Source organism: Priestia sp. YIM B13552 (assembly GCF_042787775.1).
Taxonomy (GTDB): domain Bacteria; phylum Bacillota; class Bacilli; order Bacillales; family Bacillaceae_H; genus Priestia; species Priestia megaterium_E.
This window is the reverse complement of the sequence record NZ_JBHZOU010000003.1, coordinates 206,151-220,103: the sequence shown is the minus strand read 5'-3', so window position 1 is coordinate 220,103 and position 13,953 is coordinate 206,151. Positions and strand designations below refer to the sequence as shown.

13 protein-coding genes are annotated in these 13,953 nt (G+C 36.5%); 5 read left to right on the top strand and 8 right to left on the bottom strand.

Translation table 11 applies throughout. From position 1 onward, the window contains the following. Positions 1 to 72 precede the first annotated feature (72 nt). The 3 genes from ACFX40_RS13230 to ACFX40_RS13220 form a co-directional block, all read right to left on the bottom strand. The gene (locus tag ACFX40_RS13230; RefSeq protein ID WP_028408322.1) at positions 73 to 1,245 is read right to left on the bottom strand and encodes an MFS transporter; all 1,173 of its coding nucleotides are present in this window, start codon (positions 1,243 to 1,245) and stop codon (positions 73 to 75) included. Then, a complete protein-coding gene (locus ACFX40_RS13225) occupies positions 1,215 to 1,655 on the bottom strand; it encodes a MerR family transcriptional regulator (RefSeq protein WP_337134364.1) in 441 nt (146 codons plus the stop codon). Before ACFX40_RS13225 ends, ACFX40_RS13230 begins: the two co-directional genes overlap by 31 nt. A 152-nt stretch (positions 1,656 to 1,807) precedes the next feature. Then, on the bottom strand, positions 1,808 to 2,470 hold the full coding sequence (locus ACFX40_RS13220) for a hypothetical protein (RefSeq protein WP_377255196.1): 663 nt from the start codon (positions 2,468 to 2,470) through the stop codon (positions 1,808 to 1,810). Between the two features lie 249 nt (positions 2,471 to 2,719). Here ACFX40_RS13220 and ACFX40_RS13215 point away from each other — a divergent pair, with 249 nt between their 5' ends. Together ACFX40_RS13215 and ACFX40_RS13210 are read left to right on the top strand one after the other, a co-directional pair. Then, entirely contained in the window at positions 2,720 to 3,307 is a 588-nt protein-coding gene (locus ACFX40_RS13215) for a beta-class carbonic anhydrase (RefSeq protein WP_028408319.1), read from the top strand. 16 nt (positions 3,308 to 3,323) lie between these two features. Then, positions 3,324 to 4,943, top strand: a complete 1,620-nt coding sequence (locus ACFX40_RS13210; protein WP_050691663.1) for a SulP family inorganic anion transporter — start codon at positions 3,324 to 3,326, stop codon at positions 4,941 to 4,943. A gap of 43 nt (positions 4,944 to 4,986) precedes the next feature. Here ACFX40_RS13210 and ACFX40_RS13205 read toward each other — a convergent pair whose 3' ends face one another. Beyond that, complete coding sequence (locus tag ACFX40_RS13205; RefSeq protein ID WP_377255192.1) at positions 4,987 to 5,670, bottom strand: response regulator transcription factor; 684 nt, start codon at positions 5,668 to 5,670, stop codon at positions 4,987 to 4,989. Continuing rightward, positions 5,648 to 7,138: a sensor histidine kinase gene (locus tag ACFX40_RS13200; RefSeq protein WP_028408316.1), complete on the bottom strand. Its 1,491-nt coding sequence runs from the start codon at positions 7,136 to 7,138 to the stop codon at positions 5,648 to 5,650. The genes ACFX40_RS13205 and ACFX40_RS13200 overlap by 23 nt, the downstream gene beginning before the upstream one ends. 270 nt (positions 7,139 to 7,408) lie before the next feature. On the opposite strand from ACFX40_RS13200, the gene ACFX40_RS13195 reads away from it, so the two are divergent. After that, positions 7,409 to 7,909: a GNAT family N-acetyltransferase gene (locus ACFX40_RS13195; protein ID WP_028408315.1), complete on the top strand. Its 501-nt coding sequence runs from the start codon at positions 7,409 to 7,411 to the stop codon at positions 7,907 to 7,909. A 42-nt stretch (positions 7,910 to 7,951) separates the two neighbouring features. Here ACFX40_RS13195 and ACFX40_RS13190 read toward each other — a convergent pair whose 3' ends face one another. Together ACFX40_RS13190 and ACFX40_RS13185 are read right to left on the bottom strand one after the other, a co-directional pair. Next, positions 7,952 to 8,491: an SMI1/KNR4 family protein gene (locus ACFX40_RS13190; protein ID WP_050690216.1), complete on the bottom strand. Its 540-nt coding sequence runs from the start codon at positions 8,489 to 8,491 to the stop codon at positions 7,952 to 7,954. A gap of 155 nt (positions 8,492 to 8,646) precedes the next feature. Further along, positions 8,647 to 10,239, bottom strand: coding sequence for an APC family permease (locus ACFX40_RS13185; protein WP_013057301.1), 1,593 nt, complete (start codon positions 10,237 to 10,239; stop codon positions 8,647 to 8,649). Positions 10,240 to 10,488: 249 nt separating this feature from the next. Here ACFX40_RS13185 and ACFX40_RS13180 point away from each other — a divergent pair, with 249 nt between their 5' ends. After that, positions 10,489 to 12,057, top strand: a complete 1,569-nt coding sequence (locus tag ACFX40_RS13180) for an RQC-minor-2 family DNA-binding protein (RefSeq protein WP_252123291.1) — start codon at positions 10,489 to 10,491, stop codon at positions 12,055 to 12,057. Positions 12,058 to 12,217: 160 nt separating this feature from the next. Continuing rightward, on the top strand, positions 12,218 to 13,387 hold the full coding sequence (gene spoIIP / locus ACFX40_RS13175; RefSeq protein ID WP_060746920.1) for a stage II sporulation protein P: 1,170 nt from the start codon (positions 12,218 to 12,220) through the stop codon (positions 13,385 to 13,387). A 26-nt stretch (positions 13,388 to 13,413) separates the two neighbouring features. On the opposite strand, the gene cobO is transcribed toward spoIIP, so the two are convergent. Continuing rightward, entirely contained in the window at positions 13,414 to 13,953 is a 540-nt protein-coding gene (gene cobO / locus ACFX40_RS13170) for a cob(I)yrinic acid a,c-diamide adenosyltransferase (RefSeq protein WP_013057304.1), read from the bottom strand.

The following is a 13,953-nucleotide window of genomic DNA, read 5'->3' as shown; positions in this document are numbered from 1 at the left end:
AAACGTTTTTACTATTATAACATAAAACAAAATAAAAGGCTTTTTACAAGAAAAAGCCTTTTATTTCAACGTTTATTTAGATACAGCTTCATTCGTTTGAGAAGCTGTTTTTACTTTTATAACCATAATAACAAAAGCTAGCAACCCAAGAATCGCTGCTACGAGAAAAGGAGCTTGAGGCGCTACGGCATTGCCGATAACTCCTGATAATAAAGGAGCAAAAGCTGCACCTAACCATCTTAAGAAATTATATCCTCCAGATGTAATTCCTCGTTCATAAGGAGATACTTCCATTACATGACTCGTAAATAATGCATTATTAAGTCCTGATACAAGACCTGCTGCCATGATTAAGACAATGCGCAACCATGTTGCATCAAAGGCAAATAAACAAATTAAAATAAGTGAAAAAACAATTAAGCTAACATGTAACACTTGTTTTGGCTGATATCTTTTCTCTAACTGATGTGCTAAAACCGCTGATCCATAAGCTAAACATAATCCCCATCCAAAGAAAACAAAGCCAATTTGAAGAGCTCCGATCGATAGAATAAGCGGCGTATAAGCTAACACTGTAAAAAACCCGTAGTAATAAAGCATGCCTGATACAGCGCCTTGAGTAAATGGTTTTAATTTATAAAGTTTAACCATGTCTTTAAAACCCGCTGCTTTACGAGGCTTAGTGCTTGTAGGCTGTTTAACAATCGTTAATACTAAAATAAAGGCGATAAAAATTAAAGCACTTGTACCGAAAAACGGCAATCTCCAAGAAGCATTTCCTAACACGCCTCCTACAAGCGGTCCTCCGGCCATTCCCAAACCAATCGCAGCTTCATATAATCCTACTGCTTTTTTCACTTCACCTGATAATGCAATAAGCAGCGTCATAGCTGTTGCAAAGAAAAACGAATTACCAAGTCCCCATCCTGCTCGGAAAATAGAAAGCTGAGGAATATTGTTAGAAAACCCGCATAGTGCTGCAAAAATCGTTACAATGATAAGTCCTGTTACCATCAAACGCTTGTCTCCTACACGTGATGCTAAGATGCCTGCTGGAATCATCATAATAGCCATCATTAACAAATAGGAAGTAAATAACATTTCTACTTGCCAATGAGAAGCTCCAATTTGCTTAGCAATCTCTGGTAAAATCGGATCTACTACCCCGATTCCCATAAATGCTAAAAAAGTAGCTACTACCGTAATAATTTGACCTAATCGGTTATTTGAATGCTGTCCTTCCACTCTTTCATCTCTCCTTTTGTTTTTTCATGTATTTTCATAGCAGATTCTCGCATTTGTTTTAATTCTGTTTTAAATGCCTGCATTTTAACCACTTTAAAATCAATCATCTTGATTTGATTTTCCAGTAAATTTTCTATTTTAGTTATCTCTTTCGCTGATAATCCTTGCTGCTCACTTCTTTCTTCAATCATTCTTTTGAGCGACATAAACTGCTGCAGCTCCTGTAAAGAAAAACCGAGAACTTCTTTTGCTTCTGCTACTTTTTTTAGTTCTCTTACCTCTTCTTCGGAATAAATCCGTGCATTTCCTTTTGTACGCTGCGGGGGCAAAATGAGTCCAATCTCTTCATAATACCGAAGAGCACGCTTGGTCAAACCAGTCATTTTCGTTACGTCATCGATTAGATACATATTTTCCCCTTCACCTCCCTCAAACATTAACGTTAACGTCAACTATCTATCACCATTATAGATTAACGTTAACGTTAATGTCAATAATATCGAGACATTTTATGTAAATTTAAAAATATGTGCACAAAAAAACCTATTGATAAATCAATAGGTTACATCAATATGTCATATAGCTGCTGTGCTGTTTCTCCTGTAACTTTACCATATACTCCTCGTCTTTTAGAAGTAAGTTCCGCACTCTCGGAGGTGAATCGTACATTGTATACGACTCCTTCATAAGTAAGCTGTACATCTGGGTCAAGAGCGACAGTGTAATCAGCTTTTTTCCATTGAATTTGTTTCATAATTGATTCTACAGCTAAAGCATCTTCTGAACTTAACGTTTTATCTCCTGCTTTTATAAGCTTGCCCTCCCTTTTTTTATTAAATTTTAGTTCAGAATGATAAAATGAAAACTCAAGTTGGTTTTTATTATGTGCTATGAAATCTTGGGGTAGTTCTACATAGCGGACAACTTCTCCTTCGTGTACAAACACAAGCATTTGATTAGCAGCAGATATTTTTTTCATTACCTCTTCACTGATCGGTGCGTTTACAAGTTTTTCTACGTCGGCTTTCTTGCTTTTGTTTGTGAATAAATATCCTTTTTCCCATTTAAAATCACTTAACTTCGATACATCCACTGACCTTACACCTTTTTTTTCAAATAATTGCTGAATATTCTCCCCCATTTCTTTGTCGTTGGTGACTTGAGCATTAGAACTGCACCCTGCTAAACAACAAAAAATAAAGCCTATTGCTATAAGAGCCTTCACTTTTGCCTTCCTCCTCCCTACCATTCTTTTAGACAATTCCAACTTTGTACCATTTTAACATATAATTCCTATTTTTTCGTCAAAACAAAGAAAGAATACGCTTACATAATTTCACGCATATAAATGTGATTTATTTACAAGTTTTTTCTGAATATTTTAAGAAAATTTTAATATTTTATTTAGTTCGTTTTTAAACTTTATCTTTAGACTAAAAAATAAGTTAAAAATAAATAACGCAGGAGGAAAACAATGACTTGTCTATCTGAAGTTTTAAAGTTTAATGAAAAATTTGTAACAAATAATCAATTTGAGGCTTTTCAAACATCCAAATTTCCTAACAAAAAAATAGTCATCTTAACTTGTATGGATACACGTTTGTTAGAATTACTTCCTAAAGCCATGGGGCTAAAAAATGGAGATGCAAAAATAGTGAAAAATGCCGGAGCTGTTATCTCCCATCCCTTTGGCAGCGTCATGAGAAGTATATTAGTTGCCGTCTACGCTTTGCAAGCTGATGAAGTATGTGTCATCGGTCATCATGAATGTGGAATGACGGGCATGAAAGCTGAAGCTATTTTAGCCTCTGCTGAACAAAGAGGGATCAGCGCGGAACAAATTCGTAATCTAAAATATGCCGGTATTGATTTAGAATCATGGCTGACTGGGTTTGAATGTGTAGAGGATAGTGTCGAAAACAGTGTGGATATGATTCGAAATCACCCTTTATTACCAAAAGACGTGCTTGTTTCTGGAATGGTTATTCATCCCTCAACAGGCAAACTTGACGTTGTTGTAAACGGCTATTCCCAAGACCAAGCTGAAACCGTAAGCTCATGAAGGAGGATTTTATCGAATGCTAAAAGATAACCGATTTCAAGGCTATTCAGCAGGGCATTTACAAAAAGATATTATCGCCGGTTTGGTTGTTGGGGTCGTTGCTATTCCTTTAGCAATGGCCTTTGCCATCGCTTCTGGTGTAAGACCTGAATACGGGATTTATACAACCATTATCGCAGGAATTATGGTTTCCATATTAGGCGGATCTAAATTTCAAATTGCAGGTCCAACAGGTGCATTTGTTCCGGTGCTGCTTGGAGTTGTCATGCAATATGGTTATGAGAATCTCATTATTGCCGGCTTTATGGCTGGAATTATGATTACGCTGCTCGGAATATTTAAGCTAGGTAAATTTATAAAGTTTATTCCGCGCCCTGTGACGATTGGATTTACAGCAGGAATTGCGATTATTATTTTCTCAGGTCAGATCGCTAACTTTTTAGGATTAAAGGGAATTGCAAAACATGAGGAATTTCATTTAAATATGATTGAAATCCTACGAAAAATTGCAACGATTAACATTTACAGCGTCATCATAGCCGCTATTTGTTTAGCTATCGTGATTATAACGCCAAAGTTTTTACCTAAAATTCCCGGTGCTCTTCTAGGTCTTCTTATTTCCACACTTGTAGCCATTACACTGTTCCCAGGAAAAGTTGCAACGATTGGCTCTACTTACGGTGCTATTCCGAGTAAACTACCATCTTTTAGCTTCCCAGATTTAACATGGGATAACATCGTGATGCTATTTCCGGCTGCCTGCGTAATTGCGATGCTTGGAGGTATTGAATCTTTACTATCAGCTGTTGTTGCTGATAATATGGCCAAAACCAAGCATAATAGCAATAAAGAGCTTGTGGGCCAAGGAATTGCTAATATCGCTACCTCGCTATTTGGCGGAATTCCAGCAACTGGTGCCATTGCCAGAACAGCGACCAATATCAAAAACGGCGCAGCTTCTCCGTTATCAGGAGTTATACACGGCTTAGTTGTTTTATTGGTCCTTGTGATGCTGGCTCCTTATGCATCAAACATTCCGCTGGCAAGTATGGCACCTATTTTAATGTTTGTGGCTTGGAATATGAGTGAGCGTAAAGAATTTGCGCATATTTTAAAAACCAAGTCAGCTGATTCATTTGTACTTGTAGCTACGTTTTTATTAACAGTTTCAATCGATTTAACAACAGGTGTAGGCGTGGGTCTACTTTTAGCTATTGTTATGTTCGTGAAACGAATGAGCGGATCACTGAAGATTTCAAAAGTTTTAGCGGAAACATCTGAAAATGCTCACAAATCTGAGTTGATGGAATATACCATGCAAGGATCTCTTTTCTTTGGATCGGCTGAAGTATTAGAAGATTCCTTTGATAACATCGCTGAAGCGAAACCGAAAGTTTTATTGCTTCGAATGAGCCAAGTATCCTTTATTGATACATCTGGAGAAGCTTTACTATCGAAGGTAGTCGAACGTTTGAAAGATTCGCATAGCCAAGTCGTTATTTCTGGCTTACAGCACCAGCCGAAAGAAATGTTAAAGTCAACCGGTCTATATGATAAAATCGGTGAAAAAAATATATTTTCTTCCGAACCTCCCGTGAGTAAGATTAAAGCTCGTCATAGAATCGTTACTACGTAATAAAAAAGAGATCCGAACGATTAATCGTTCGGATCTCTTTTTTTTAAATATTAAACCGGTACCCTGCTCCCCAAACCGTTTCTAGGTACTGAGGGTCTGCTGGGTTTTCTTCTAACTTTTCTCTTAGTTTTCGAATGTGAACTGTTACGGTTGAAATATCTCCTGAAGAATCGAATCCCCATATTTTTTCAAATAGATGTTCTTTACTTAATACTTGATTTGGATGAGAAACGATAAACTTCAGCAAATCGAATTCCTTCGCTGTAAAAAACACTTCTTTGTCATTCACAAATACTCTTCTAGCGGGCGTGTCAATCGCTAAGCCATGAATGCGAATCATACGCTTTTCCTGCTTATCAGAGAGTCTTTCATATCTCGCTAAATGCGCTTTAACCCTTGCGACCAGCTCCCCAGGGCTGAATGGCTTGGTAATATAGTCATCTGCACCTAGCCCGAGACCTCTAATTTTATCAATTTCTTCTTTTTTAGCTGAAACTAAAATGATTGGAATATCTTTTGCAGCTCGAATTTGCTTGCACACTTCAAATCCGCTCACTTTAGGAAGCATAATATCCAAAATAACCAGGTCAAAATGTTCATTTAACGCTTTTTCTAATCCCTTATCCCCGCTATATTGAACGTCTATTTCAAAATCGTTAATTTCTAAATAATCTCTTTGCAATTCAGCAATACTTACTTCATCTTCAACTAATAATATCTTCTTCATGTGTATCACCATTTTCATTCATTTTTTGCAAAGAAAAGAAAATACTTGTTCCTTCGCCAAGCTTACTTAGTGCCCAGATGTCTCCCCCGTGGCGTTCAACAATTTGTTTTGCAATGGCCAGTCCAAGTCCACTTCCTCCAGTATTGCTATTGCGGGACTGTTCTGCTCGATAAAACCGGTCAAAAATATGCGCTAATGCTTCCGGTGAAATCCCAGAGCCGTTGTCTTTTACTTCAATAATGAGTTCACTTTCGGTAGCAGAAAGAACGATATCGATTCTTCTTCTTTCTTTATCCATAAATTTAATGCTGTTGGTTGTTAAATTTATTAAAACTCTCCGCAGCTGCTCAGCATCTGCCTTTGCATACAGTGTCGTTAGAGAATCATTAGAAAATAAAACATCAATATCATGTTCGCTCATTTCAAACTGAAGCTCTTGCACATAACTTTCCATAAATGCTGAAATATTAAGTTTTTTAAACACAAATGGAATTTCGTGCAAATCCAATTTAGAAAATAAAAATAGCTCATCGATTAACGCATTCATGTCTTTTGCTTTTGTTGAAATCGTTAACAAATATTTAGAAAGCTTATCCGGCGTATTAGCTACTCCATCTTGAATTCCTTCTACATATCCTACAATGGAAGTAATAGGAGTTCGTAAATCGTGTGAAATACTTGAAAGCAGCTGCTTTCGATTATCTTCATATTGAATTTGCAGTTCAACAGAAGATTTTAGTTTTTGCCTCATTTCTTCAAAAGCTTGCGTTAATTCGCCTATTTCATCCTTTGAATTAGCAGAGATCTCAAAGTGAAGATCACCTTGTTTTATTTTTTCAGCCGCTTCTTTTAATTCACGAATAGGTTTAATAATGCTTCTTGAAACAAGATAGTTTAAAAATCCAATAATAACAATGACTAAAATTAATAGTAGAAAGATTAAAAAAGGGAAAATTCGATTAATAATACCTACATAAGGGCTGATTTTTCGCAAAACGTAAATGCTTCCTTTTTCTTGATTCGAGAAAGGAAAATCAAGGTTGATATATGTAAAGTACTGCTTGCCTATGCGCAGCATGTCCTGCTGATACGAATGATTTCCTTTACTTTTTTGATTCTTTGGCAAGTATTTACGAAGGTTTTCTCCTTTAATGGATTCTGAAGCATATACAACCTCTGTGTTTTTTTGAATCACAATATCAATATTTTCAAATTCATATTTTTTAACCATATCCGGCCGCAGCAGCTGCTCCGGTTTTTCTTCACTCAATAACTTTAAATCCAAGAATGCATTTTCTTCTTCTGGCGTTAACAATTTGTACTCATAGGAGTGACTGTACAGTTTTCTTACAAAATCGGCGTCTCCAGTAATAGAGAAGAAAATGAGAAAGCCCGATAAAAAAAGCAAAATAATAAAGACAAACACAATACTGATATACGTTAAAACAAAACGCAGTTGAATTGACATTTCTTACCCTGTGCCCCTTTGGCTTTAACAAAACTATTTGATAGACTAGTAAAGGTGAATAACAAATAGATCGTTAGACATTATACATGTAGCAAAAATTAAAACAACAAAACAAATGTATATTCTCACTTTACCGTGATAGAGTGAGAATGAACACCACCTTTTTTACCATTTTATGAATTACTGGAAAATTATGATCTATTTTTCATAATATTCTTAGGCTGAAAGGTATACTATATGCCTTAATATTTTAAAAAAGGAGATTTTTTAATGAAAATTATTAAAGCTACTTCCTCTCACATCCCTTCTGTTGCCCGTCTGTACGTAGACAGCTGGCGCATTACATACAAAGAGTTAGTACCTGATGCTTATTTAAACAACTTGTCTTATGAACAAAGTAGAGAAAAATGGTCCCTTTTTCTTACCGATCCTTCTCATTTTATTTTGCTCGCTATCGATGAACGAGGAGAGATCGTCGGCTTTTCAGCGGGTAAGCCTCATTTGTCACGCGCTGAAATATACGCGCTATACGTTTGCAAGGAAGTGCAAAGCCAAGGAATTGGTCATCTTCTATTTTCTCATTCAGTAAAAGAATTTGCTGATCAGCAATATACGTCTATGATTATTTGGGCTATGAAGAAAAATAAGAAAGCGACTCAGTTTTATAAAAAATTAGGCGGCAAAAAAATCTTGAATCGTACAAGTCAGTTTGGAGAAACTAAAGTTGAAGACGAAGCATACGGTTGGGAACGTCTTCCTTCTAATAAATAAACGAGCACACTAGTGTGCTCGTTTATTTATTAGAAGATAATATTATTGAGCCGTTGTCTTTTTATCCGTTGAATGAGCTTTATTACAAAGCCCATTCCAGTGCCAAAAACAATTCCCTTGACTCACTATAAAACAATCCAGCCATTTCTGAAAATTCATATGTAATACATGTGCATCTTGAAACGATGCCTTCCGCTTTTTTACTATTATATATGCAGAGTGCGCTGATTTTTTAGAGTCAATGATAATCTCTTCTTCTCCGACAGACCCAATTGTCATATAAAGACTCTGACTTTTATAAGCTGTTTCTCTTACATCTTCTAAGCTATAAAGATTCCCTGCTATTTTTTTGTCAGCATCAATGAACAAATTACACCCATTTGTTAGCTGTAAAAACTGCTTGTAGTCTTCAGGAAGTGATACATGCATTTCTTCTTCAAAAACATTCAGTTGATTCTTGCTTACTCCATCAAAAAAAGCACACGTGGTTCTGTATACTTCTCCTTCATTTTTACACACTTCTATAACATTATTGTTTTCCCACAGCCGCTTTCGAAGTGAATTTATTATTTTTTCAATCATACTCTTCCTCCAAGCGTTGGATTTAAAACGGTTACATTACATTAATTAAACAATAATGTGCTAATTCCTTCTTTCCTACTAAATTATACGACAAACTTTAGAAATTCATGTTCAAATAACATAGAAAAAAGCAGCGAATATCGCTGCTTTACAGGTTATACAGGTGCTTTTTCTTCCTGTTCAGGATGGTGATCGTAATCAATAAGCGCTTTTGGAAGGCCGGTATATTTAGCCCAATAATAAATCCCAAGAGATACGACCGCTATAATAATTAAGTCTACAGGCGTATCGATCAAACCCTTTCCTCCGCCGAACGAACCAATATAAGAAATAAAGAGCATGATGATATAATAAGCAACTAACCACCAAGTTGATTTAATCTGCTGACGAAGACTTACTTCGTTTTTAGGCACATATTTAGCAAAAATCAAATATATAACAAACATAACCAATTGAGAAGTTAACAGCCATGAAATAGTCTTCCATCCTGACCAGTAGACAATAAAGGAAGCAAAAATAAAGGATAATGGACCAATTATACTCATTCCTCTTAATTTAAAAGGCTTTTCCAAATCTTTTGCATTCACCATAAAGGCCGCTGATGAAATTGGTGCAATCGCGTAAGAAAGAATAAGCGCAACAGAGCATACGTTTACGAGTGCATTCCATGAAGGAAATGGCAGTGTCCAAAAAATCGAAAGTCCTAATGAAAGCCATAGAGACGATCGAGGAATCCCTGTTTTTTTATCCACATGAGCAAACGTTTTAAATAGCGTACCATTACGAGACCAAGCATAGATAAGTCTAGATGTTGTATTCATAAAAATATTACCGTTACCACCCGGTGATAAAATAGCGTCTAAAATAACAAGTGTTGCTAGCCAGCCAAGGCCAAGAACAACAGCGATGTCTTTAAACGGCAGTGAGAATTTATCTTGAATGCCGGACCAACCGCCTTTAATCATGTCAGATGGAATAGCTCCGATAAATAATACTTGTAGGGCAGTATAAATGAGAGCTGCTAGAATGATACAAATCACAAGAGCAATTGGAATATTACGCTGAGGATTTTTCACCTCTCCAGCTACCGATACAATTGGATGAAGGCCTAAGTAGGCGAACATAACCCCGCCTGTGGCAATGGCGGCCTGGATACCATCAAACCCCCCGGGAGCAAACTCTCCCATCGTAAAGTTTCCTGACTTAAAATAAAATGCCAGCGTTACGATTACTGTAAGCGGTACAAAATATTTAAAAATAGAAATGATAATATTCGATTTTGCAAATGCTTTTACACTCCAGTAATTGAGTAAAAAGAATAAGCAAAGCAACACAAATTGTAGAATCCATCCAGATATGGTCGGTGAATCAGATCCAGATTTTGTTAAACCCGGAAACCAATAGGCCACATACTGTCTCACAGCTGTTACTTCGATAGCGATTAAGCTAGTGTACGCTACAATCGTAATAAATGAAATCATATAGCCTACAAGATGACCATGTGAATAAACAGGATATCGAATAATTCCTCCTGTACGAGGCAAGGCAGCCCCTAGCTCAGCGTATACAAGGCCTATTAATAAAATAATAACTCCACCAATAACCCAAGAAAAACTTCCTGCAGGACCGGCTTGCGTAGCGACATTACTAACGGCAAACAGCCAAGCGGAGCCAAAAATAGCCCCTAATCCAATCAATGTTAAGTCTAATAGGGATATCGTCTTTTTAAACGGACCTTTATTCTCCATAAGCTTCCTCCTTTGGATGAATCATCACTTTTGTTGTTTTTTTTGACAACATTCATATATATTCGATAATATGTGTCAAAATTTTTATTACTATACCCATTCAAAATCACTTTGAATCCCTTTTCTTAATTTCTACAGATTAATTAACAGAAAATTTTAAAAAATAACTCTTATATTCAAGACACACTAAAACTTTTTCTTCTCTTCTTTAATAGGTAAAATACTCAATAAATGAAAGGAGCTAGACAAATGACTTTACCAGAAAATTTGCCTGTTGATTTTACAGCTTACAACCACTTAACATTCCTTCCGCTCGGACGCAAAAATAAATCGATTCGGTCCGTAGGAAGTAAACATACTAAAGGGCTGCTTGGACGTTTAAATGACTACTTTGAACGAGCAATGAATGAGTTATCTCAAGAAGATATAGTCCTTTTTCAAACGTTCTTATATGGAAGTCATAGGGGCGGTTTTCCCGTCGCAATTGATAAAAATGAAGACGTTTATCCTCACTTTTGGAAACCAACTTCATTCCTATGGAAAGAATATAATAAGAATCGCGGCATTCCTATTCATCATGATGAGCTTTATTCTCAAGATTTTACGGTTTTAACTAAAAATGAGTTGGAAAACTACCTCGGAAGTATTATGAAAGATTACATGTTTTGCGCTAGGATACATGATTCTTCCAAAGAAGAATGGATTCAACATATTAATAAGTGTTTCTTCAAACATCCGCTCATTTCCCTTTATCATCGAAATGCAGATGTGATTGAAGCAATTGAACAATCAAAAAAATCACCTTTGCTTTTTATTATGAAAAACCCTGAGCAAATTGCTTTTTGGCGCAATCGGATTGAAATCATTATGAGACCTTTTCGCTCTCTTTCTTCCACCGCCTTTGAGAGAGGTTTTTCAGATACGGAAGATACGGTATTAACTGTTCACGGAGAAAACGAGATCATTCGCTTAACTTCAGAAAACAGGGGTCTCGCCGTAACATATGATGTCACAAATGATACTATTTCACTCGATGATGAGTATAATGTAGTGCTAGCAGCGAAACGATTAGCTACAACTCAGCGGCAGTTCGAAGAGATTATAGATGAAAATGAAGAAGTAATTCAAAAACTGCTTGTCTTTTTTAAATGGAAAAGTCTTTTAAAGCATCATGAAGTGCACATCAAAGAGATCCAAGACAAATTGTGCAGCCTAACCACTTATCAACTTAATGAAGAACAAGTTTTACAGAAAAACGAGCCCTTTCTTTCCTTCATTCAAAACGTATTACAAGTAAAGACACCGAATGCCAATCTCAAAGTTGGTTCCATTCAATGGTTTTCACAGTGGGATTTTCCAGATGTCACCCTGCTGCAGGAAACAAACAAATTTACATGTTATATGAGTCCAAACGAAATAGAAACGAAGCTGACAGAAATAAGCGCTAAGATAGAAAATGAACTTCATAAGCAGCGTCAGGACCTGCTTTCGACTCCGCTAAAAATCGGTCAAATAACTTTTGATTCAAACCAAATGTTACGGCTATTAACACTTATAGATACCTTAAAAAACACGGAAACTCAGCAGGTTTACGTACAAATTTTAGAAGGCGTTTCTACTAACAGTATTCGTCAAAAAGAGCTCGATATAATACCCGCGTTTGGATTATTAAATTCCATAAAGCGCAAGCGCATTGTTACGTATTTACAAGAATTACAAAACTATCAGATGCTTAAAAAAGAGAAAAAAGGATTCAGCCTCACTCCAAAAGGAGAAGCCATCCGACGTCTATTTGAAGAAGAATCACGGAGAATATGAGATTGTATCTCACGTGATTCTTCTTTTTTGATTTTGAAGACTACTTTCTCTATTAAATGCTTATCATAATTAGAAACCTCCATTCATATAATCATTACTAGATTAGCAAAGTCCTTCATACCTATTAGCCTGACGCTGACATAGAGAGGAGATTTCGCCATTGAAATCTAGTAATCGCGCCAATTTTGTAGTGTTAACATATAAGATGGTTCTTGTTATTTTATCCGTTGTTTTAATGACATCATCTATCATTGTTCTAGTAAGTTACTCAGCATTTAAAGAACAGTTCAATTCTTCTATTGTCTATCAAACGTTATCAAAGCATAAAGCAGAAAGCCTTTATTATTTGATGAGCCAGGAAAACCACCACTTTTCAACGGCTTTTGATAAAAATTACTCGCCTCCAGGTCTTTCTTCTACACTGCTCGAGTTATCAACAAGTATTCGAGCAGAAGACGCGAGAAGCTTGTTTGGTTCAGAACTGCCTGGATTCAGTATTTACGACTCCAATATTATCATCGCCGGTGAAGGCACAAATTTCACCAACTTCCCTAGAGAATCTGCACCGCCGCTAGATGAAACGCTAAAAGAAAGAAATTCTACTACAAAAGTTCAGCAACCTAAAGAAAACGATGGTACGAACGCTCCAAATAATAATACAACTGGCGGAAAAAAGGTATTTTATATTTATCATACACACAGCTGGGAATCTTACTTGCCTCTGTTAGGACTTGAAGGTGATCCAGATGCTAATAAAGCAGTAGATAGCAAAACCAATATTAATATAGTCGCAAATATGCTAGGAAAAGATTTAGAGGCTCAGGGAATTGGGGCAGAAGTGGATCAAACCAATATTGGACAGAAATTAAAAGAAAAAGGCTGGAACACCAACCAATCGTACGCCATGTCTCGCACAGTCATTGAAACGGCGATGACTGAGAATAGAGATTTAACTTACTTTATCGATTTGCATCGAGATTCGCTTCGAAAAGATAATACAACCATTAAGATTAACAATAAATCGTATGCAAAAGTTGTGTTTGTTTTAGGGAAAGCGAATCAAAACTTTGAACAAAACTTAAAAATGGCAAAAGCGCTTCATGAAGGTCTTGAAAAGAAATACCCTGGGTTAAGCCGCGGAGTTATTGGCAAAAACAAATCCAGCGGTAACGGTGTATATAACCAAGATGTTTCTAAAAATGCGATTTTAATTGAAGTGGGCGGGGTTGATAATAACTTTGATGAATTAACCAACACAGCAAAAGCACTGTCTGATGTCATTAGCCAATTTTACTGGCAAGCTGAAAAAGTAGATGCTCCTGCTCAATAAAAAAAGCCCTCTTCACTGAGGGCTTTTTAAAATTCAATTCCTTTTACAGCCGGAATTCCTTCATCATAATAGTGTTTATGAGGCTTCATTTCCGTCACAAGATCTGCTGCATCCATCACTTCTTTTTTGGCAGAACGCCCGGTAATGACCAAATGCATATGCTCAGGGCGCTTTTGAATAAGATCAATTACTTCGTGTAGCGGTAGCACATCATCAATAGGAAATTTCTCGATAGCCAGTGCATTATTTAACTCGTCTAAAATAACTACATCATATTCGTTCGAGAAGACTTTTTCCTTCGTTAGCGCCCAAGCTTTTTGCAAAGCTTCACGATGTTCAGGCGGTGTTTTTGTCCACGTAAAGCCGACTCCTGTTTGAATCATTTCAATTCCTATTCTGTCAAACATCAGCTTTTCGCCATATGTACGCTGAGGAGATTTAATAAATTGAATCATTAATACTTTTTGTCCGCGTCCCGTAGCGCGCAACGCAAGACCTAAAGCAGCGGTTGTTTTTCCTTTACCGTCTCCGGTATAAATTAACGTAAGACCCCGTTTGTCTTTCAA

Excerpts from the sequence above, each read along its gene's own strand:
- ACFX40_RS13190 (WP_050690216.1), bottom strand. The coding sequence starts at position 8,491 with ATGATTGAAAAAATAATAAATTCACTTCGAAAGCGGCTGTGGGAAAAC.
- ACFX40_RS13195 (WP_028408315.1), top strand. The coding sequence starts at position 7,409 with ATGAAAATTATTAAAGCTACTTCCTCTCACATCCCTTCTGTTGCCCGT.
- ACFX40_RS13180 (WP_252123291.1), top strand. The coding sequence starts at position 10,489 with ATGACTTTACCAGAAAATTTGCCTGTTGATTTTACAGCTTACAACCAC.
- ACFX40_RS13225 (WP_337134364.1), bottom strand. The coding sequence starts at position 1,655 with ATGTATCTAATCGATGACGTAACGAAAATGACTGGTTTGACCAAGCGT.
- ACFX40_RS13215 (WP_028408319.1), top strand. The coding sequence starts at position 2,720 with ATGACTTGTCTATCTGAAGTTTTAAAGTTTAATGAAAAATTTGTAACA.
- ACFX40_RS13210 (WP_050691663.1), top strand. The coding sequence starts at position 3,324 with ATGCTAAAAGATAACCGATTTCAAGGCTATTCAGCAGGGCATTTACAA.
- ACFX40_RS13185 (WP_013057301.1), bottom strand. The coding sequence starts at position 10,239 with ATGGAGAATAAAGGTCCGTTTAAAAAGACGATATCCCTATTAGACTTA.
- ACFX40_RS13205 (WP_377255192.1), bottom strand. The coding sequence starts at position 5,670 with ATGAAGAAGATATTATTAGTTGAAGATGAAGTAAGTATTGCTGAATTG.
- ACFX40_RS13200 (WP_028408316.1), bottom strand. The coding sequence starts at position 7,138 with ATGTCAATTCAACTGCGTTTTGTTTTAACGTATATCAGTATTGTGTTT.